Here is a 19011-nt window from a genome sequence, read left to right on the forward strand (position 1 = left end):
TAGCGCCCCCTAAGCACACTAGACCTTGATTAACGAGGGATGCTTCAAGGCTGGTAATTGTAGATTTTCGCTGCGTTTGCACGAGACGCACTGCGATCTCCGGTTCCATTCGGACAAGGCAAACTGCGATTTCAAAGTATCGGCGGTCTACTGGAAGGCGATATCGTGCGAGAGGTATCTCCCGCGCATCAAATCGCCGCTGGACTATCGGATCGCCAGTTTGAGCCTTTATAAGGTGCAATTCAGGAGCAAAAACCTGTATAGCTCTAAGGTACATTGCGCCCCGATCGTAGTAACTCGGATCATATCGGCCTTGCTCGAAAGATGCCAAGCCTTGTTGGCGGGCGAGTTGCGAGTCTTGTGCGCATGTTGAATTTGTCTGTACAAAACGACTTTGCCAGAAGCGCTGGCCAGCGCCGTTCACTGCTCCGTCAAGGGCGTTTTGAAGCGCCTCTCGTGCTTTCGGGACGGAGGGTAAGTCATTTGAGATCGCGCAACGTGCAAAGCGCTCGGCCATCGCAGCAAGGTTGTTACTGGCAACTGCACTATGGCCGGTTCTATTGCTCCCCATAGTCCGATGGGTTACCGGTGATTTAGGGTCATTTAAATCAAGATCTCGGAGACCTTTGACAACGATGTCGTCCGTGGGCGGGGACGTCGGGGCGGGGGGCGGGGTCACTTGTGTATTTGGTAAAACTGTCAAATTAGCGACTACTACTGCGAGCACATTGATAATGAATTTGCTGATCACAGGAGATCCTTATCTCGTATCAAAAGCAGCCAATATGACAGAATCTACAAAATTCTAAGCTGAGGTTTGAGGGTGGTTCAGCGCAGCGCCCCGGTAATGATTCGGTCCATTCGGTTAGTGGAAACTGCCTTGCTGCAGCTCGTCCGTCCATCACTTTGTTGACGAAGGAATTCGTGCCGTCACTGATCACCTCCACTACTTCTTGACGCGCTGCCATAGCGTCAGCTTCGCCGATCAACGCCAGGCATCCGGATCAAACGGGCGCTGTCAGCGATCGCGGGGAGGTCGAGCCATGACGGCGGTCGTCGTCTCGGGGTGAGCCTTCGCCGCAGTGCGCGTCACTTGAGGCTGACAAAAAAAGCCGCCTCTAAGCGGCCTATGGGAGTTTTAGGAGAGGATGCCTGAAAGGCACCCTCCCTATGCAACGCAGCCTCGTCGCTGACGAATGCAAACAGCGTTAAATAAATGCGCCAAATGCATGTGCATTTCACGTCTGCGCCATCCAGCGGGCGAGCCCGAAAGCGAGGAGCAGCAGTCCTAACAGGATCATTGTCGTGGCGATGACGGTCATCATGAGAGAGTTAGCGCGCAGCGATGATTCTTGGGCCATCGCCTGGCTGAAACCCGCCCATCCGTCTGTCACGACATGTATAAGCGGGCAGGGGGCATCGCTGGGGGCATTCGCGTTACATCTGAGCATCCGAATGTCGGCTTTCTGCCAGTTTCGGATGAGAGTGTGGTGGGCGGCGGACCCACCATCGTTTTTTTCCCAATGATACCGCCGGTCGTCGCCGCCGCTCTCTACGCCGATCCCGGTTGCTTCATCCCTCCGGATGCCGCCAGCAACGTCGGATGCCGGGTCTCGCTCACCCACACCATGGGGGCGATCGAACCGCAATTTTGGGCCGAACTCGTCCGCGTCCTCGGCATCGAAGCCGATCAACCGGCAGCGCTGCAGCCCCAGCACCGCGATGTTCCCGAACGCCTGCAACGATATGTTACGGGCGATCGGCGTGGCCCGACCTGTGCCTCGCGTCGTCGGGCGCCTTGCCGTCGTGACAAGGCCACGCGCCGCGGTGCGGCATCAGACCGACTGGCGGCGGCTCAGCGTGAGGGCGGCGATCGCCAGTGCCAGTACGATAACGTCGATCGCGAGCACGCTCGCCGGCGCAGTGCGGAACAGCAGCAGGTGGACGATCGCGGTCGCGATCAGCGCCGCCGCCAGAATGGTCCGCAGCGCGACGTCCGGAAACCAACGCGGCTGCGCCGTGGCGGCGGCGATGGCGGCGGCGAGAGCGCTCCAGAAGACGGTGGCGAGCGGCACGTCGGGGCCGGCGATCGCGCGCAGCCCGGCCAGCGCGACGATCAGCAGCGGCGTTCCCCAGATCACGACGCTCCAGCAGGCGGTCAGCCGCGTGCCGCCGAGGCCGCGCCGTTGGCGCTTGCGCAGCCACAGAGAGGTGCCGGTCGCCGTGACCACGCACAGCCCGAGGCCGAACAGCATATAGGCGATTTCGACCGGCAGGCCGGCGTAATTGCCGAAATGCAGATTGTAGGCGGAGGCCGCGACCTGCTGGCCGACCGCCCCGTCGGCGAGCCCGACCGGGCCGCGCCAGCCGCCACGCGCGTCGAAGGCATAGGTTTCGCCATAGATCAGCCGGCGCGGATGCTCCGCGATCACCTGCACATGCTGGCCCATCGTCCCGGGTTCGTGGACGATGACATAGGTCGGCACCGCGTCCGGCACCCGTGTCCGTACCGCGGTGAGGGCGGCGGCGACGTCGGGCAGCGCGGCCTTCGCCGGATTCGGCGCGGGTTCATGGCCGAAGACGGGCGCGTAGATCGCTTCGAGCTTGCCGCCGGCATAAGCGCGCGCGAGCATGGTCGTGCCGATGCTGCCCAGCCCGATGAACGCGCCGGTCAGCGCCACCGCGAGGACGAAGGGCAGCGTCCAGACGCCGATGCGGTTGTGCCAATCGGCGCGCGCGATCTGCGGGTCCTGGCGCATGCGCAGGCGGAAGGCGTCGCGCAGGATGCGGGGATGCGCGAGCACGCCGGTGATGACCAGCGCCACCAGTGCGACACCGAGCGCACCGACCAGGATCAGCCCCCAGCTCGCCGGCAGGTGCAGATATTCGTGCAGGCCGATCAGGAACTCGGTCCAGCTGTGCGCCTCGCGGCCGACGATCGTGCCGGTGCCGTCGACGTAGGAGGCGCCGTGATCGGTCGTCACCACGCCGCGCGGCAGGTCTTCGGTCGGCAGCCGGACGTAGAGGTGCGTGGTCGGCGGCTTGCCGCGGTCGCGGACCAAGGCGGCGCGCATCGCCGCCTGTACCGCCGCCGGCGACAGCGTCGCGGTCTCGACGATGTCGGGCTGTTCCCAGCGCTGCCAGCGGTCGTGGACGACGATCAGCGCCCCAGATAGCGCGATCAGGTAGAGCAGCGCGCTGACGAGCAGGCCAATCGCGGCATGGCCGCCGAGCGCCCGCTGGACGCGGGTGCCGGTCATGCCGCGCACCATAGAGCAGTGCCGAGCAGCGCGGCGGCAGCGGGCGGGGCGACCATGCGGGCCGGGCCGGCGCGGGTCATCTGCCAGGCCATCAGCACCGCCCACAGGATCGGTTGCAGCAACAGCGTCATCACCATCGTGTCGGCATCCCCGGCGCCGGCCCGCCGCGCCACCGCCTGCACGGCGAAGGCGAGCCATTGCGCCGCGCTGAAGGCGATCGGCACGACGAGTAAGAACACCAGCACGCGCCGGCCGAGATCGTGCCAGCGCCGCGGCAGCAGGATCGCCGGCGCCTCCCGCGGCGCGCGCCGGATCTTGGCGGGCGAGGTCCAGCCGGCATGAAGGACGAAAGCGAGCGCGGCGGCGATGCCGGTGACGGTGCCGATCGCCAGCCCCCAGGCGCCGTCTCGCGCCGTCAGCGCAACCAGCGCCGCCAGCCCCAATGCCCAGCCGAGGCTTGCGGCCTCACGCCGTCCGCCCCAGCCGAGCCGGACCAGCGCGACGGCAACGAGGATGACAATCAGCGCGGCGGCGATCACGACGGCAAACCGGTCAATAGCGCAGGCTGATCGTGCCGAGCACCGTCCGCGGCGCGCCATAGCGGCTCTGGTCGAAGGTCAGCGCCGTCAGGTATTTGGCGTTGGTGACGTTGCGCACATTGGCACTCACGGCGATGCGCGGCGTGAGGTCGTAGCGGGCGAGCAGGTCGAGCAGCGCGTAATTGCCCTGCGTCAGCCGGATCGGCTGGCCGGTGGTGACCGAATTGGCGCCGGGTTCGAAATAGAAGCGGCTCTGATATTGCATCGACGCGCCGAGCTTCAGCGCCGGCAGCGGCGCTGGCGTATAGGTCAGGTTGAGGCGCGCGGTGTTGCGCGGCACGAAGGTGCGCACCGCCTGATCGTCGTCGCCGCGGACGCGCATCGTCGTGAAGCCGCCAGTGACCTGCAGTCCCTGCACGGGATTGCCGCCGACCTCCAGTTCGATCCCCTGCGAGGTCGCATCGACGCCGCGGTAGATGGTGCGGCCGAGCACCGTGTCGAATCCGGCGGCCTCTGCGGTGTTGCGCTGGCGCGCCTGGAACACCGCCGCGCTGGCGTTGAAGCGCCCGCCGAACCACGCGCCTTTCAGCCCCGCCTCCACATTGTCGCCCTTGATCGGGTCGAGCAGGCGGTTGTCGATGTCGAACTCGGTCTGGGGGTTGAAGATGGTCGCATAGCTGGCATAGGCGCTGATCGCCCCGGTCAGGTCGAAAGTGGCCCCGACGAAGGGCAGGAAGCGCCTGTGATCATAGGCGGTCGGCGCGCCATAGGAGGCGCCCTCGCTGCGCGCATGCGTGTAGTTGCCGCCGACCATCACCTTGAACGGATCGGCGAGGTTGAGGCGGACGAGGCCGTAGACCGTCTCGCGCCGGGTATTGGTGTCGAGGCTGAGCGTATAGGGCGTCGGGAAGTTCGGCCGGGCGAAGGTGCCGTTCAGGAAGGTGTCGAGCGGTAGCGACACGCCGATCGTGGCATTGTCGTAGCTGGAATACTGCCGGTAGCGCTCCGCGCCGCGCATCACGCCGAACATCACGTCGTGGCGGCGGCCCGCGATGTCGACCGGCCCGCCGGCATAGGCGTCGATCGTCAGGTTGCGCGTGTCGCCCAGGAATGCGCCGGGATAGCTGGCGATGCCGAGACCGGTGGCGCGATCGGGATTGCCGTAGACGTAGAACAGGATGTTGTCCTCGTCGGTCGCCTTGCGCAGCACCGAGAGCTTCGCGGTCCAGCCGTTACCCATGTCATGGGTGAGGTCGCCGAAGATCTGGCGGTCGACGACGTTCCAGCTCGACCAGTCGGGCGCATAATTGGCGGAGCGCTTATAGTCGATGCGGCTGCCGTCGGTGTAATAGAGCGGCAGCGCGCCCCACATCGCGCCGCGGCTGGTGTGGTCCTGATGGCCATAGCCGACGCTGATGACGGTATTGGGGCCGAGGTCCGCCTCGACGATGCCATAGCCGGTCCAGCGCTTCAGCTTGTAGCGATCGATATAGCTGTCGCTGTTCGAATAGGCGCCGACCGCCCGCGCGCGGATGCTGCCGTCGGTGGTCAGCGGCACGCTGACGTCGCCGTCCAGCCGCAAGGCGTCGAACGAGCCATATTGCGCGCTCGCCGCCGCCTTGAGCTCGCGATAGGGGCGCTTGCGGACGAAGTTGATGACCGCGGAAGGATTGCCGGTCGGCGAGAGCAGACCCGGCGCGCCGCGCACCACCTCGATCCGGTCGTAGATCGCGGTGTCGAGCGACCCGGTCTGGATGCCGAACGAAAAGGGCAGGCCGATCCCGTCGATCTGGAAGGTCTGGATGTCGAAGCCGCGTGCGGAATAATAGACGCGGTCGGTCTCGCCGGCAAAGACGCTGATGCCCGGCACCGTCGTCAGCAGCGCGTTGACGTCGTTGAGCTGGAAATCGGTGATCTGCGCGCGGGTGACGACGCTGATCGACTGCGGCGTCTCGCGCTGGCTGAGCGGCAGGCGCGTCGCGGTGCGCTGACTCTTGACGCCATAATCGTCGCTGCCCTCGCTACGCTGACCGGTGACGATGATGTCGTCGGTGCGCTGCGGATCCTCCGCGCCGGTGGTCGCATCCCTCGCCGAATCGGGGGCCGGGGCGGACGCCGTCGGCGAGACTGCGGCAGCGACCAGCAGGGCGATCAGGGCGGTCATGTCGTCTTACTCCGTGAACTGACCGAGCGCATAGCGCGTGAGTAGGCTATTGCAAGTCGTTATCATTATCTCGCGGAGGAAATGCGGCGATGGACTGGTGGGTTAGGTGCCGGCGGGAGATGGGGAGGGGTGACAGCAGACGGTCCGGCGCCTCGTCTCCCCGATGGATTCGGCATTCATTGTGCCGCGCAGTCGACGGCGGGGGGGGCGTGCGGCAAGGTGGACCCCGGAACCTGTTCAGGGTGACGGCGCGGCCGTGCCGTGCCGGCCGCGATCCGTAAAGGCTCGTGCCGACCCAGCTCGCCCCACGCAGACTCGACTCCGTCGGTCCCGTCCGGCACCGTCGGGGCGTTCGCACGTTGATCCCGGATCCATGACCCAGCCAGCCCTGCCCTCCCATCGCGGCGCGCGGCGCCTTCCGCCGTTGCTTGCCGGGTTCGCGATCATCGCGGCGGGGCTGGCGGTGCTGCTGGCCGGGGCGTTCGCGACCAGCCGCTATCCCTTCGCCTTCGATCGCGGCATCATCCTCGGCCTGCGGCAATGGCACGGGCCGGCATGGCTGCCCAAGGTCGCCGCGGATATCACCGCGCTCGGCGGGGGAGTCGTGCTGACGCTGGTGGTGCTGCTCGTCGTCGGCTTCCTGCTCGCGCAGCGGCTGTGGCTGACCGCGTTGGCCATCGCGCTCGCCAGCCTGACCGGCGGCTGGGCGGTCGACCTCATCAAGGGGCAGGTGCTGCGCGCGCGCCCCGATCTGGTCCCGCATCTGGTCGACGTCAGCGGCTACAGCTTTCCCAGCGGGCATGCGACGTCGAGCGCGATCGTCTATCTGACGCTCGCGGCGCTGGCCGGGCAGGTGACCCGCGAGCGGACCGCGCGCCGCTACCTGCTGGTCGCGGCGGTGCTGCTGGTCGGGGCGATCGGGTGCAGCCGCATCTACCTTGGCGTCCACTGGCCGAGCGACGTGCTGGCCGGATGGAGCTTCGGCACGCTCTGGGCGCTCGGCTGGTGGACCGCCACCGCGCAGGCGCGGATGGCGATCGGCGGCGAACGCTAGCCCCTCCGCCATCCCCCCGTTCGGGTCCGGCGCGAACGGGGGGGCGGCGCGTCGGCGGTTACGCCCGCTCGGCGAGCTTGCGTTCCCAGGCGAGCGCGTCCTTGACGATCGTGTCGAGGTCGTCGCGCTGCGGGCGCCACGGCAGCGTGGCGAGGATCGCGCTGTTGTCGGCGACCAGCGCGGCGGGGTCGCCGGCGCGGCGGCCCTCGTAGCGGCGCTGGATCGTCAGGTTGGTGACGCGATCGACCGCATCGAGCACCTCGTTGACCGAGAAGCCGCGGTTGTAGCCGGCGTTGAGGACGTGGCTTTTCGTCGGTTCGGCGACGAGCAGTTCGAGCGCGGCGACATGCGCGGCGGCGAGGTCGCTGACATGGATATAGTCGCGCACGCCGGTGCCGTCGGGCGTGTCGAAATCGGTGCCGAACACGGAGACGGCGTCACGTTTGCCGGTCGCCGCCTCGACCGCGATCTTGATGAGGTGGGTGGCGCCGACCGTCGACTGGCCCGACCGGCCCTCGGGATCCGCGCCGGCGACGTTGAAATAGCGGAGCGCACAATAGTTGATCGGATGCGCCGCGGCGACGTCGCGCAGCATCGCCTCGGTCATCAGCTTCGACATGCCGTACGGGTTGATCGGCACCTTGGGATCGTCTTCCTGCACCGGCACCTTCACCGGGGTGCCGTAGGTGGCGGCGGTGGACGAGAAGATGAAGTGCGGCACGCCCTCGCCGACCGCGCTCTCGATCAGCGCGCGCGTCGCGGCGGTGTTGTTGCGGTAATATTTGAGCGGGTCGCTGACCGATTCGGGCACGACCACCGATCCGGCGAAATGCATGATCGCGGAGACCCTGTGGTCGCGGATCGTTGCGCGCACCGCCGCATCGTCCTCGATATTGGCCTGCACCAGCGTCGCGCGCGGATCGACCGCCCAGTCGAACCCGGTGACGAGATTGTCGATAACGACGACGTCGTAACCCGCGTCGAGCAGCGCGAGCACCGCATGACTGCCGATATAGCCGGCCCCGCCGGTCACCATTACCTTGCCGTTCAACGTGCTATTTGAAGTCACCGATCTGCTCCCGCCTTTTGCGCGCTCTAACCTGTTCCTACATTGGGGCAAAGGAGATCGTGATGACGGAATACGTAACGTTGGCGGGCGGCTGCTTCTGGTGCACCGAGGCGGTGTTCAAGGACGTGATCGGTGTGGAGAGCGTCGAAAGCGGCTATATCGGCGGATCGGTGCCGAACCCGACCTACAAGCAGGTGTGCGGCGGCGACACCGGCCATGCCGAGGCGATCCGCATCGGCTTCGACCCCGAGCAGCTGGAGCTCGGCGACCTGCTCGACATCTTCTTCGCGACGCACGACCCGACGCAGCTCAACCGGCAGGGCAATGACGTGGGCACGCAATATCGCTCGGCGGTGTTCCCGGCCGACGAACGCCAGGAGGCCGAGATGCGCGCCGCGATCGATCGGGCGCAGGCGGATGCGGCGAAGCCGATCGTGACGACGGTCGAACCGATGGCGGAATGGTATCCGGCCGAGGACTATCATCAGGACTATTGGGAGACGTCGGGACGTTCCAACCCCTATTGCATGGCGGTGATCCCGCCGAAACTGCAGAAGCTGCGCAAGAGCTTCGCCGCGCGGTCGAAGGCGGTCGTCGCCTGACCCGATCCTCCCCGACACGGGGAGGGTGACCGGCGGCGGCGGTGGAGGGGGGCTTTTTAAGGCGATATCGCTTGGCGAAGCCCCCCGTCACCGCAGCGTCGCACCACCTCCCCGTGCCGGGGAGGTCACATCCGCTTCGCCAGCGCCTTCTTCAGTTTCGCATGCGCGGCGGCCTTGATCTGGCAGATGCGCGCCGATCCCACGCCGAGCACCTGGCCGATCTCCTCGAGGTTCAGTTCCTCGACATAATAGAGCTGGATGACCTGCGCCTCGCGTTCCGGCAGCGCGCCGATCGCAGCGATCAGCGTGTCGCGCAGATCGCTTTCGGCAAGCTGTTCGAACGCGTCGGGCGTGTCGTCCGCGAACCAGGGCAGGTCATCGGCATAGACCTCGTCGATCGATTCGAACCTCACCCCGTCCGCCGTTTCGTAATCCGCACGCAGTTTCTCCACCGATACGCCCAGTTCCGTCGCCAGCGCCGCCTCGTCGGGGGGGCGGCCGGTTCTTGCCGTCACCGCGGCGATGGCGGCCTGATATTGCCGCCGCCGCCGCATTGCGCCGCGCGTCGCGGTCGCCTGCCGGCGCAGTTCGTCGATCATCGCGCCGCGCAGCCGGGTCTGGAGATAGGCGCGGAACTGTGCGCCCTGTTCCTGCGCCTGCCCGACCGCCTCGACCAGCGCGACGAGGCCGATCTGGACGAGGTCCTCGACGTCGACGATCGTGCTCATCGATCCATGCACATGCCAGGCGATGCGGCGGACAAGCGGCAGATAGTGGCGGATCATCGTTTCCTGATCGCCGCCGGGCCGCGTCGCGCGCGAATAGGTCAGCGGCTGGACGTGGCTCGTGCCGGCTGGCGCCAGCATGGGGACCATCCCGGCCGGCGCCGGTTGGGCGTCGCTGAACGCCAGCTTCATCGGTTCGGCGCTCATGCCGCCAGCGCCTGATGCTGCTGCGATCCGCCGATCACCGCGACGACCTCGACCGCCTTTTCTTCCGGCACCTCGAAGAAGGAGAGGACCGGCGTGTCAGGCAGCACGGTCTTGACCAGCTTGCGGATCGCGATGCGGATCGCCGGCTGGACGACGAGCGCGAACGGCTTGGCCTCGGCGATCAGCGGCTGCGCCGCCTGTTGCAGCGCATCGACGATGCGGCGACCGAGGTCGGGCTCGATGACGTGGCGGCGCGACTGGTCGGCGCGCGCGGCCTGGCCGAGCAACCCTTCCAGCTGCCCCTCCAGCGTCATCACGCGCAGCGGCTCGCGCACACCGCACAGTTTCTGGATGATGAGCGGGCCGAGCTCGGGGCGGATCAGTTCGATGATCTCCTCGGCATCGGCGCTGCGGGTGGCGGCGACCGAGATCGCCTGCGCGATACGACGGAACTCCTTCAAGGGGATGTTCTCCGCGAGCAGGCCCTTGAGGACCTGGGTGAGGGTGGTGAGCGGCAGCGGATTGGGGGTCAGCGTTGCGACCAGCTGCGCGGCGCGCTCCTTCAGCCCGTCGAGCAGCGACTGGACCTCGTCTGGGCCGAGCAGGTCGGTGGCGTTGGCGCCGAGCACGTGGTTGAGGTGCGTCGCCATGACCGTGCCGGCATCGACGACGAGGAAGCCCGCACCGGTTGCCGCATCGGCGTCGCCGGCGGGAATCCAGGTCGCATCGAGGCCGAAGGTCGGATCCTTCGCCTTCTTGCCGGTGAGGTCGCCATAGGCCTGGCCGGTGTCGAGCGCGAGCATCTCGTCGGGGGACACTTGGTCCTCGCCCAGCACGACGCCGTTGACGAGGATGCGATAGGTGTAGGGCGCGAGGTTGATGTCGTCGCGCACGCGGCATTGCGGCACGACGAAGCCGAGGTCGCGCGACAGCTGGCGGCGCACCCCGGTGATCCGCCCCATCAACGGCGCGCCGCGCCGCGGGTCGACCAGCGGCACGAGGCCGTAGCCGATGTCGAAATTGACCTGCATCCCGTCGGTGACCTCGTCCCAGCCGATCGTCGAGGGGTCGACGGGTTCCTCGGCGGCGACGGGCAGCGCGGCGACCGGGCGCTTCTCGATCTGGCGCAGCTTCCACGCGGCGAAACCGGCGAGCCCTGCAGTGGCGAGGATGACGAGGTGGGGCATGCCGGGCAGCAGGCCGAGCAGGCCGAGGATGATCGCGACCGGCGTCCAGGTGCGCGGGCTACCGAACTGGCCGCCGATCTGGCCGGCGAGGTCCTTGTCCGAGGACACGCGCGTGACGATCGCGGCGGCGGCGATCGACAGCATCAGCGAGGGCAGCTGCGCGACCAGCGCGTCGCCGATCGCGAGCAGGATATAGCTCTTGGCGGCGGCGGCGATCGTCATGCCGTGGCTGACCGGCCCCAGGATCAGCCCGCCGATGATGTTGGCGGCGAGGATCAGCAGCGCGGCGACCGCGTCGCCCTTCACGAACTTGGACGAACCGTCCATCGAGCCGTAGAAATCGGCCTCGGTCGAAACCTCGACGCGGCGCGTCTTGGCGTCTTCCGGGGTGATGAGGCCGGCGTTGAGATCGGCGTCGATCGCCATCTGCTTGCCGGGCAGGGCGTCGAGCGTGAAGCGCGCGGACACTTCCGACACGCGGCCGGCGCCCTTGGTGACGACGATCAGGTTGATGATCATCAGGATCGCGAAGACGAAGATGCCGACGACATAGTCGCCGCCGATCAGGAAGGTGCCGAACGCCTCGATGACATGGCCCGCGGCGCTCTCGCCCTCGTGGCCGTGGACCAGCACGATACGGGTCGAGGCGACGTTGAGGCCGAGGCGGAACAGGGTCGCGAACAACAGCACGGTCGGGAAGGACGAGAAGTCGAGCGGCTTCTGCGCGTTGAGCGACACCATCAGCACCGCGAGGCTGATCGCGATGTTGGCGACGAAGAAGATGTCGAGGAGGAACGCCGGGATCGGCACGACCATGACGACGACGAGCAGGAGGATGGCGAGCGGCAGCGCCGCGCCGCGACCGGTGGCGAGCAGCTTGTTCACGTCAGCGGCCCCCCATGCCGGCGAGCATCATATAGGCGAGCCGCGCATTGTTCGGGGACGGGCGCAGCAGGCTGTTCACCGCCGTCGCGCTCGTGTTGAGGCGCCCGCCCATGCCGTTCAGAGCTTGCGTCGCCCAGGCGAGCGCATCCTCGGCGCTTTCGTTGCCGCCGGTGACGACGGTCGAATCCTCCATGGCGAGCGCCTGCGCGGCAAAGGCGAGGTTGGCGTTGCGCGTCTCGGTGACGCTGTCGCCCGCCGCGCCCAGCTTGTCGGCGAAGCGCTGGTAGATCGCCGACAGCGTGCGCGGCTGGCCGTTGGCGGCGTAGAAGATCGAGCGGTTTGCGCCGGCCGCCTGCGGGAAAAGCGACGCCGCGGTCGCGCCGGGATTGGTCTGCATCGCCGACAGGAATTTTTTCGCGCCGCCGATGCCGAGGAAATGCGCCATGTAGAGGTCGGTGCCGTTGGCCGAACGGCCCAGCGCGCCCTCGAGTACGTCCTTGTTGTCGGAGGCATGTTCGGCCGCCATCAGCGAGGCGGCGGTGGGGTCGTTGCGCAGATTGAGGATGGCGGAGCGGGTGGCGCTGTCACCGACGGTATAGCGCCCGCCGGCGGTCTGGCCGATGCTGTTGGCGGCCCAGCCGAGCCCGTGTTCCGCGCCATGCTTCTTGACGACAGCCAGCCAGCTCTGTTCGACGAACTGGTACAGGCCGGATGCCGAGGAGGTGCCGGCGCGCGCGCTGGCGTTCAGGCCGCTTTCGATCTTGGCCTGGCCCAGCAGATAGTCGAAATCGACGCCCGTCTTGCTGCTCGCAAGCGCAATCGCGGATTGGACGCGTCCGGCAGAAATCGGATTGACGGTCATTGCGGAAAGAACACACCCCTGTTGTCGATGGGTGTTGAGCAAGGACCGTGCCAGTTCGTCATGCCGGCAAACGCCGGAGCCCATGGTTACGCCGACGTCAGGGTCGAAGCCCCGTCAGCCGCTGCGTTTGTTGCATGCGCCGGGATGACGGAGGGTGGACGGACGACAGCAACCGTGAGGAGGGCGCGAAACCCCCGATCGCGTCAGGCGTAGGCCGATACCAGCGTCGGGCGGAAGCCGTGACCGGCATCGCCGGTCAGGATTTGCAGGCGGCGGCGGACATTTGCCGCCATCAGATTGACGTAGATGCGGCAGGTTTCGTTCAGCCGGTTGGCTTCGTCGGCCAGCTCGCGGATCTCGTCGCCGGCGGGGCCGGTGCCGAGCGAGGCGACCTCTTCGATCCCGGCGAGCTTGTCCTGCGTCGCGCGTTCCAGCGCGGTGACGTCGTTCGCCTTCAGCGCGGCGATTTCGGCATGGAGCGCGTCGATGACGCGGATCAGGGCATCACGCCGCGTCATGACCGTCCCAGTTCAGCCGGAGTGCGAGGAGCCGGTCGGCGATTGTCGCCGGCAGGATGGGAAAGGAGCCGTTCTGGATCGCCGCCTTGATGAGCACGACACGATCGCCGTCGACCGGCGGCGATGCCGCGAGCGACCGTGCCAGCGCGCCGAGTTGCGTATCCGTCGCAGGCGCCTGTTCTGCGGCCTTTTTCAGTGCGGGCTGCACCGTCGGCGCAGCCGCGGGTGCGGCGACGCGCGAGACGCTCCCACTTCCGTTCAGCGGCGTTGAGCCGATCGAGTCCACCATGTCCGCACCTATCTGTGTTGCCTGACACAGGGATAAACGGCCGGTTGCGATGCAGGTTTAGCAAAAAAGATTCCACGATCCGAAACGCATCACTGGCCCCAGCCGGGCAGGGTCGCATGGCCCGGCTCGATCGCGATCGCCTGGACGGGGCCCTTGGCGTCCTCGACCTTCACCAGGAAACGGCCGCCGGGGGGCGCATCGCCCATCGCGACGCCTTCGCGGCTGATCGAAAAGCCGTTCGACCCCGCCTCGATCACCACAGGGTCGCCGCGCCGGATCACCGGTTCGGTTTTCGCCGCGACGACCATCGCGGGGCGGGCGGTCGCGGTCGGCGGCGCGGCCGATGCGGGGCGGATCACCGGCACGAAGATGCGCCAGTCCGGCCCCGAGCAGGAAACGACCACCGCATCGTGCGCCTCGGTCCGCCATGCGAGCGCGACGGTGGAGCATTGCGCCAGCCGCAGCCGCGGATCGATCGGCGTCCGGGCGCCGCCCTCCGCACCGACCGGCCGGCTCGTGAAGGCGGCGACCGCGCGGTCGAGGCCCGCGGTGTCCTGAAAGGCGATGGCGCCGCCAACCGGGGCGCCGCCCGCGAGCAGGGGGGCGAGGAGGAACGGAAGCAGGATCATGGCTGATGGTCCGAAGGCTGTTCGCCGACAAAGGCGAGCGTGACGATCGCGGCGCGGCGGCCGGGGCGATGGGCGGTGGTGACGGTGATCCGGCGGCTGACCCCCGTCAGCGTCGCGGCAAGTGCGCGGGCGCGGTCGGCGGCGAGGATCGCGGCGCTGCCGGTGGCGGGGTCGACGTCGGCGGTGCTGCCGTCGGTCGATCCGGTGACGGTGAGCGCGACGCGCGGATCGCGTGCCGCCTCGCGCGTCCAGGCGACCACCGCCGCGGGGTCTTCCGGCAGGCCGGCGGATCCCGGCGCGAAGTCGAGCATGCCCGCTGCCATCACCGGCAGCGGTGCGGGTGCGGGGTTGCCGCCGAAGCTGGCGCGCAGCGCATCGGTGACGGCGCGTGGCCGTTCGCTCGCCTGGAGCAGGACGAAGAACCCGACCAGCAGCAGGGCGAGATCGGCCAGCGTCACCAGCCAGAGTGGTTTGGCGGGCGGCGTATCGGGATAGAGCGCCGCGTCGGTCATGCGACGCTCTGCAACTGGTGGCGCGGCGTCTCGCGCAGCGCGAGTGCGACCAGCGGCGCCTCGATCCGGAAGCGCTCGAACGCCTCGATACGGCCGGCGGCGCGCAGGCGATGGCAGATCGGCATCAGAAGCAGGTTGGCGAGCAGCGCGCCGTACAGCGTCGCGAGCAGGGCGATCGCCATCGCGCCGCCGATCGCCTTGGGATCGGTCATGTTGGCGAACATGCCGGCGAGGCCGATCAGCGTGCCGACCATGCCCATCGCCGGGGCGGCCTCCGCGGCGGCGGACCAGACGTCGGCGGCGGCGACATGGCGCTCGACGCGCGCCTGCCGGCGATAGCGCAGCACCGCCTCGACCTCGCGCGGGATCGCGCCGTCGACGATCGCGGCGATCGCGGCGGCGACATCGGGATCGGCGATCACCGATTTGTCGAGCGCGACGATGCCGTGGCGCTTGGCGATCCGCGCCTGCGCCGCAATCTGTTCGAGCAGCGGGTCAGCACGGAACGGCCGGCGCGTCAGGACGCGCAATGCCGACAGCGACCGCGCCACGTCGCGCATGGGCGAGCGGAGCAGCGTGGCAAGCAGCGTGCCGCCACCGACGATGGCAAGCGCGACGGGATCGAAGAGTTGGGCGATCAACATGCGCGATTGCCCTGCAAGCTGCGGGCCAGTTTGATAAGGCCGCCAGCCGGGCCTGACCGCCGGCGACGACGGGGCGGCGATACGTCCCGGCGCCGGTTGCCGCCCTCCGGCAAGCGGCGGCAATCACCGGCAACCGGTTGCCGCCCGCCTTGCCGCCGCCCGGCCATCCCCCGGCAAAGCGGAAAAATTCGCGGCTCCGGCCCCGGGATTCGAGAACTGGCACGGTGGTTGCTTATTCCCCGGCAGCGCAATGGTGCGCCGGAGATTTGGGCCGATGGCCGCAGACAGTCTGTTCGGAGTTCACGGAGCCGCGCTCGAAGTGCGCTCGCAGCGCATGGGCGTCCTCGCGTCGAACATCGCCAACTCCTCCACGCCCGGCTTCAAGGCGCGCGACATCGACTTCAAGTCGGCGCTCGCCTCGATGGAGCAGGATGGCGGCCAGGGCGGGATCACCGCCGCGACCGGCTATCGCGTGCCGTTGCAGACCTCGATGGACGGCAACACCGTCGAGCTTAACCAGGAACAGACCGCCTTCGCCGAAAACGCCGTCCAGTATCAGACGACGCTGTCGTTCCTGAACGGGCGGATCGGCCAGATCACCCGCGCGCTGAAGGGGGAATAAGCCGATGGCCGATCCGATGAGCGTCTTTCAGGTGGCGGGCCGCGCGATGAGCGCGCAGCTCGTCCGCATGAACACCACCGCGTCGAATCTCGCCAATGCCGGCGGGACGACCGGCTCCGCCGAGACCGCGTACAAGACGATGAAGCCGGTGTTCCGCACCAGCTTCGACGCGGCGTCGGGCCTTGCCACCGTTGATGTCGAGAAGATCGTCACCGCGGGCGAGGCGCCAACCAAGGTCTACGACCCGAACAACCCGCTCGCCGACAAGGATGGCAATATCTACCAGGCCGCCGTCGACGAAAGCCGCGAGCTCGTCGACATGATGGAGACGGCCCGTTCCTACCAGAACAACGTCGAGGTGATGAACACTGCCAAGCAGCTCACCATCGATACCCTCAAGCTGGGCCGCTAAGACCATGGCAACGACATCGACCGCCTTCGACTCCACGCTGCAGAACCTCGGTATCACGCGCGCCAAGTCGACCGCCAACACGACCACCGCGAGCGGCGCATCGACCGCCACGGGGGCGACCAAGACGACGCTCGACCAGTCCGACTTTCTGACGCTGCTGACCACGCAGCTCAAGAACCAGGACCCGTTCGCGCCGATGGACAATACCCAGATGGTCGCGCAGATGGCGCAATTCTCGTCCGTCGCCGGCATCAGCGAGATGAACAAGACGCTGTCCGGCGTCGCGACCAAGCTCGGCTCGACCACCGCCAGCGATGCGATGGCCTATGTCGGCAAGACCGTGCTGACCGAGGGATCGACCGCCTATCCGCGCGCGGCCGGCGGCCTCGACGGCGCGGTCGAGCTGGACGATGCGGCGACCGCGGTCACCATCTCGATCGCCGATGCGCAGGGCGGCACGCTTCGCTCGCTGCAGCTCGGTGCCCAGGCCAAGGGGACCACGGCGTTCGAATGGGACGGCAAGGACGGTTCGGGCAACGACGTCGGCGCCGGTCCCTTCACCATCACCGCCTTCGCCACCAGCGGCGACAAGACGGTCACCAGCCGCACGCTCGTCTGGGCGCCGGTCGAATCGGTGTCGCTGCCCTCCAGCGGCGCGCCGAAGCTCAAGGTCGTCGGCGTCGGCGACGTCGATCCGTCCGACGTCCGCTCGGCCACCTGATCCAGCCCCTTTGATCCCGCACCAACCGATTACAGATTCCAAGGAGTAACCCGATGTCCTTCTACACCTCGCTCTCCGGTCTCCAGGCTTCGCAGACCGACATGAACACGATCTCGCACAATCTCGCGAACGTCTCGACCACCGGGTTCAAGAAGAGCCGCGTCGAATTCTCCGACGTCATCGCATCGAGCGTGTCGACCGATCCGCGTAAGATGGTCGGTTCGGGCGTGGTCGTGAAGGCGACGACGCAGCAGTTCAAGGAGGGCAACCTTCAGGGGACGACCAACGCGCTCGACCTCGCGGTGATGGGCGAAGGCTTCTTCACGGTGAAGACGACCGGCGCCAGCGACACGATCGCCTATACCCGCAACGGCGCCTTCTCGGTCGATTCGAGCCGCAACGTCGTCGACGCGCAGGGCAGCTTCCTGATGGTCTATCCGGTCGACGGCGACGGCAACGTCACCGCGACGGGCGAGGACGGCCTCACCAACCTGCAGCTGCAGCAGTCGAGCGGCACGCCGGTCGCGACGAAGGACGTGTCGACCGCGATCAACCTGTCGGGCACCTCAACCGTCAACAAGAAGGTGTTCGATCGTACCGACACGACGACCTACAACAACTCGGTCGCGACGCGTATCTACGACGCCAACGGCAACCCGATGACGATGACGAGCTATTACGTCCGTTCGAAGGTGCCGGATGCGACGACCAACACCGCGAGCACGTGGCAGGTCTATACCTTCATCGGCGACAAGCAGCTGGAGGTGGGCGGCAGCAAGGCGCCGCAGGAGATCACCTTCAACACGACGGGTGCGATCGCGACGCCGACGGCACCGATCAAATATGACGACTTCATCCCGCTGTCGGGCGCGGCGGTGCAGACGATCTCGCTCAACCTCGCCAATTCGACGCAGCTCGCCTCTGCCTTCGCGGTCAACAGCAAGAGCCAGGACGGCGTCGCCGTCGGCCAGCTGTCGGGCGTGACGGTCAATTCGGAAGGCCTGATCCAGGCGAGCTTCTCGAACGGCGACATCGTCCCGCTCGGCAAGGTCGCGCTGGCCAAGTTCTCGACGCCGACCGGCCTGCGCCAGATCGGCAACAGCTATTGGTCGGCGACCGGCCTGTCGGGCACGGCGACGCTGGGTTCGGCGAGCGCCGACGGCTTCGGGTCGCTGATGTCGGGGCAGATCGAGGGGTCGAACGTCGACATCACCGAGGAACTGGTCAACCTGATCGCGGCACAGCGCAACTTCCAGGCGAACTCGAAGGCGCTCGATACCGCGAACCAGGTTTCGCAGACCATCATCCAGATCCGCAATTGAGCGACGGCGGCGGAGCGGAGGTCTAGATGGACAAGTTGGTCTATACGGCGGCGACGGGCCTACGTGCGCATATGCAGGCGCAGGCGGCGATCGCCAACAACATGGCGAACGCGTCCACCACGGGCTTTCGCGCCGACCGCGTCGTCTTCGACCGGATCGAGCTGAAGGGCGGCGGCGCCCAGCTAGAGGCGCGCATGCCGACCAGCGAAGAAGTGACCGACGCCGATCGCGCGCCCGGATCGATCCAGTCGACCGGCCGCGCGCTCGACGTCGCGATCAGCGGCGCCAGCGACTGGCTGGCGGTGCAGGCCGGCGACGGCAGCGAGGCCTATACCCGGCGCGGCGACCTCGACGTCGCCGCATCGGGCGTGCTCCAGACCGGCGACGGCTTCATCGTCCAGGGGCAGGCGGGGCCGATCACGGTGCCGCCGCACGACAGCCTGACGATCTCCGCCGACGGCACGATCAGCATCGTGCCGCAGGGCGGCGACCCCCGGAACCCGCAGGTGCTCGATCGGCTGAAGCTGGTCGATACCAAGGGTTCGGTGACGCTGAAGGGCATGGACAACCTGCTCCGCGTCAAGGGCGGCGGCACCTTGCCCGCCAACCTCGACGCCAGGGTCCAGGGCGGCGCGCTGGAAGGCTCCAACGTCAATATGACGCAGGCGCTGGTCGACATGATCGAGAACCAGCGCAGTTACGAGGTTCAGGCCAACCTCATGAAATCGGCCAAGGATATGGACGAGAGCAGCACATCCGTGATGCGCCTCCCGAGCTAAGGAACAGAC

The 19011-nt window shown here is 67.4% G+C and carries 20 protein-coding genes; 7 read left to right on the plus strand and 13 right to left on the minus strand.

The genetic code is table 11. The features are described 5' to 3' along the window. Nucleotides 1–1238 precede the first annotated feature (1238 nt). From AC1RTO_RS08720 to AC1RTO_RS08735, 4 genes are all read right to left on the minus strand, one after another. On the minus strand, nucleotides 1239–1742 hold the full coding sequence (locus AC1RTO_RS08720) for a hypothetical protein (protein ID WP_493160487.1): 504 nt from the start codon (nucleotides 1740–1742) through the stop codon (nucleotides 1239–1241). Between the two features lie 93 nt (nucleotides 1743–1835). Continuing rightward, nucleotides 1836–3260: a PepSY-associated TM helix domain-containing protein gene (locus tag AC1RTO_RS08725; RefSeq protein ID WP_493160488.1), complete on the minus strand. Its 1425-nt coding sequence runs from the start codon at nucleotides 3258–3260 to the stop codon at nucleotides 1836–1838. Continuing rightward, nucleotides 3257–3799, minus strand: coding sequence for a hypothetical protein (locus AC1RTO_RS08730; protein WP_493160489.1), 543 nt, complete (start codon nucleotides 3797–3799; stop codon nucleotides 3257–3259). The genes AC1RTO_RS08725 and AC1RTO_RS08730 overlap by 4 nt, the downstream gene beginning before the upstream one ends. Nucleotides 3800–3812: 13 nt before the next feature. Continuing rightward, entirely contained in the window at nucleotides 3813–5963 is a 2151-nt protein-coding gene (locus tag AC1RTO_RS08735) for a TonB-dependent siderophore receptor (RefSeq protein ID WP_493160490.1), read from the minus strand. Between the two features lie 373 nt (nucleotides 5964–6336). Between AC1RTO_RS08735 and AC1RTO_RS08740 the strand changes: the two genes are divergently transcribed. Continuing rightward, the gene (locus AC1RTO_RS08740; RefSeq protein ID WP_493160491.1) at nucleotides 6337–7017 is read left to right on the plus strand and encodes a phosphatase PAP2 family protein; all 681 of its coding nucleotides are present in this window, start codon (nucleotides 6337–6339) and stop codon (nucleotides 7015–7017) included. A gap of 58 nt (nucleotides 7018–7075) precedes the next feature. Here the strand turns inward: AC1RTO_RS08740 and galE are convergent, their stop codons facing one another. After that, entirely contained in the window at nucleotides 7076–8053 is a 978-nt protein-coding gene (gene galE / locus AC1RTO_RS08745; protein WP_493160829.1) for a UDP-glucose 4-epimerase GalE, read from the minus strand. 95 nt (nucleotides 8054–8148) lie between these two features. Here galE and msrA point away from each other — a divergent pair, with 95 nt between their 5' ends. Beyond that, nucleotides 8149–8688, plus strand: a complete 540-nt coding sequence (gene msrA / locus AC1RTO_RS08750) for a peptide-methionine (S)-S-oxide reductase MsrA (RefSeq protein WP_493160492.1) — start codon at nucleotides 8149–8151, stop codon at nucleotides 8686–8688. Nucleotides 8689–8813: 125 nt separating this feature from the next. On the opposite strand, the gene AC1RTO_RS08755 is transcribed toward msrA, so the two are convergent. The 8 genes from AC1RTO_RS08755 to AC1RTO_RS08790 form a co-directional block, all read right to left on the minus strand. Further along, nucleotides 8814–9620: a sigma-70 family RNA polymerase sigma factor gene (locus AC1RTO_RS08755; RefSeq protein WP_493160493.1), complete on the minus strand. Its 807-nt coding sequence runs from the start codon at nucleotides 9618–9620 to the stop codon at nucleotides 8814–8816. After that, on the minus strand, nucleotides 9617–11692 hold the full coding sequence (gene flhA / locus AC1RTO_RS08760; protein ID WP_493160494.1) for a flagellar biosynthesis protein FlhA: 2076 nt from the start codon (nucleotides 11690–11692) through the stop codon (nucleotides 9617–9619). The genes AC1RTO_RS08755 and flhA overlap by 4 nt, the downstream gene beginning before the upstream one ends. Before the next feature lies 1 nt (nucleotide 11693). Then, nucleotides 11694–12554, minus strand: coding sequence for a lytic transglycosylase domain-containing protein (locus AC1RTO_RS08765; RefSeq protein ID WP_493160495.1), 861 nt, complete (start codon nucleotides 12552–12554; stop codon nucleotides 11694–11696). 203 nt (nucleotides 12555–12757) lie between these two features. Next, complete coding sequence (locus AC1RTO_RS08770) at nucleotides 12758–13072, minus strand: flagellar protein FlgN (protein ID WP_493160496.1); 315 nt, start codon at nucleotides 13070–13072, stop codon at nucleotides 12758–12760. Next, complete coding sequence (flgM, locus tag AC1RTO_RS08775; RefSeq protein WP_493160497.1) at nucleotides 13059–13361, minus strand: flagellar biosynthesis anti-sigma factor FlgM; 303 nt, start codon at nucleotides 13359–13361, stop codon at nucleotides 13059–13061. The genes AC1RTO_RS08770 and flgM overlap by 14 nt, the downstream gene beginning before the upstream one ends. Nucleotides 13362–13450: 89 nt before the next feature. Then, nucleotides 13451–13990: a flagella basal body P-ring formation protein FlgA gene (locus AC1RTO_RS08780; protein ID WP_493160498.1), complete on the minus strand. Its 540-nt coding sequence runs from the start codon at nucleotides 13988–13990 to the stop codon at nucleotides 13451–13453. Further along, entirely contained in the window at nucleotides 13987–14502 is a 516-nt protein-coding gene (locus AC1RTO_RS08785; protein ID WP_493160499.1) for a hypothetical protein, read from the minus strand. The genes AC1RTO_RS08780 and AC1RTO_RS08785 overlap by 4 nt, the downstream gene beginning before the upstream one ends. Beyond that, the gene (locus AC1RTO_RS08790; RefSeq protein ID WP_493160500.1) at nucleotides 14499–15146 is read right to left on the minus strand and encodes a motility protein A; all 648 of its coding nucleotides are present in this window, start codon (nucleotides 15144–15146) and stop codon (nucleotides 14499–14501) included. The genes AC1RTO_RS08785 and AC1RTO_RS08790 overlap by 4 nt, the downstream gene beginning before the upstream one ends. A 274-nt stretch (nucleotides 15147–15420) precedes the next feature. Between AC1RTO_RS08790 and AC1RTO_RS08795 the strand changes: the two genes are divergently transcribed. From AC1RTO_RS08795 to AC1RTO_RS08815, 5 genes are read left to right on the plus strand one after another with little or no spacing between them, the layout of a single operon-like run. Then, nucleotides 15421–15768, plus strand: a complete 348-nt coding sequence (locus tag AC1RTO_RS08795) for a flagellar basal body rod protein FlgB (protein WP_493160501.1) — start codon at nucleotides 15421–15423, stop codon at nucleotides 15766–15768. Nucleotides 15769–15772: 4 nt separating this feature from the next. After that, on the plus strand, nucleotides 15773–16180 hold the full coding sequence (flgC, locus tag AC1RTO_RS08800; protein WP_293874614.1) for a flagellar basal body rod protein FlgC: 408 nt from the start codon (nucleotides 15773–15775) through the stop codon (nucleotides 16178–16180). A 4-nt stretch (nucleotides 16181–16184) separates the two neighbouring features. Further along, a complete protein-coding gene (locus AC1RTO_RS08805; protein ID WP_493160502.1) occupies nucleotides 16185–16901 on the plus strand; it encodes a flagellar hook assembly protein FlgD in 717 nt (238 codons plus the stop codon). A gap of 53 nt (nucleotides 16902–16954) precedes the next feature. Further along, nucleotides 16955–18223, plus strand: coding sequence for a flagellar hook protein FlgE (locus AC1RTO_RS08810; RefSeq protein ID WP_493160503.1), 1269 nt, complete (start codon nucleotides 16955–16957; stop codon nucleotides 18221–18223). A gap of 26 nt (nucleotides 18224–18249) precedes the next feature. Continuing rightward, nucleotides 18250–19002, plus strand: a complete 753-nt coding sequence (locus tag AC1RTO_RS08815; RefSeq protein ID WP_493160504.1) for a flagellar basal body rod protein FlgF — start codon at nucleotides 18250–18252, stop codon at nucleotides 19000–19002. Nucleotides 19003–19011: the final 9 nt, after the last annotated feature.

Source organism: Sphingomonas sp. GW821-FHT10F09 (assembly GCF_058809195.1).

Excerpts from the sequence above, each read along its gene's own strand:
- AC1RTO_RS08725 (WP_493160488.1), bottom strand. The coding sequence starts at position 3,260 with ATGACCGGCACCCGCGTCCAGCGGGCGCTCGGCGGCCATGCCGCGATT.
- AC1RTO_RS08735 (WP_493160490.1), bottom strand. The coding sequence starts at position 5,963 with ATGACCGCCCTGATCGCCCTGCTGGTCGCTGCCGCAGTCTCGCCGACG.
- AC1RTO_RS08740 (WP_493160491.1), top strand. The coding sequence starts at position 6,337 with ATGACCCAGCCAGCCCTGCCCTCCCATCGCGGCGCGCGGCGCCTTCCG.
- galE (WP_493160829.1), bottom strand. The coding sequence starts at position 8,053 with ATGGTGACCGGCGGGGCCGGCTATATCGGCAGTCATGCGGTGCTCGCG.
- msrA (WP_493160492.1), top strand. The coding sequence starts at position 8,149 with ATGACGGAATACGTAACGTTGGCGGGCGGCTGCTTCTGGTGCACCGAG.
- AC1RTO_RS08755 (WP_493160493.1), bottom strand. The coding sequence starts at position 9,620 with ATGAGCGCCGAACCGATGAAGCTGGCGTTCAGCGACGCCCAACCGGCG.
- AC1RTO_RS08765 (WP_493160495.1), bottom strand. The coding sequence starts at position 12,554 with ATGACCGTCAATCCGATTTCTGCCGGACGCGTCCAATCCGCGATTGCG.
- AC1RTO_RS08770 (WP_493160496.1), bottom strand. The coding sequence starts at position 13,072 with ATGACGCGGCGTGATGCCCTGATCCGCGTCATCGACGCGCTCCATGCC.
- flgM (WP_493160497.1), bottom strand. The coding sequence starts at position 13,361 with ATGGTGGACTCGATCGGCTCAACGCCGCTGAACGGAAGTGGGAGCGTC.
- AC1RTO_RS08780 (WP_493160498.1), bottom strand. The coding sequence starts at position 13,990 with ATGATCCTGCTTCCGTTCCTCCTCGCCCCCCTGCTCGCGGGCGGCGCC.
- AC1RTO_RS08785 (WP_493160499.1), bottom strand. The coding sequence starts at position 14,502 with ATGACCGACGCGGCGCTCTATCCCGATACGCCGCCCGCCAAACCACTC.
- AC1RTO_RS08790 (WP_493160500.1), bottom strand. The coding sequence starts at position 15,146 with ATGTTGATCGCCCAACTCTTCGATCCCGTCGCGCTTGCCATCGTCGGT.
- AC1RTO_RS08795 (WP_493160501.1), top strand. The coding sequence starts at position 15,421 with ATGGCCGCAGACAGTCTGTTCGGAGTTCACGGAGCCGCGCTCGAAGTG.
- flgC (WP_293874614.1), top strand. The coding sequence starts at position 15,773 with ATGGCCGATCCGATGAGCGTCTTTCAGGTGGCGGGCCGCGCGATGAGC.
- AC1RTO_RS08805 (WP_493160502.1), top strand. The coding sequence starts at position 16,185 with ATGGCAACGACATCGACCGCCTTCGACTCCACGCTGCAGAACCTCGGT.
- AC1RTO_RS08810 (WP_493160503.1), top strand. The coding sequence starts at position 16,955 with ATGTCCTTCTACACCTCGCTCTCCGGTCTCCAGGCTTCGCAGACCGAC.
- AC1RTO_RS08815 (WP_493160504.1), top strand. The coding sequence starts at position 18,250 with ATGGACAAGTTGGTCTATACGGCGGCGACGGGCCTACGTGCGCATATG.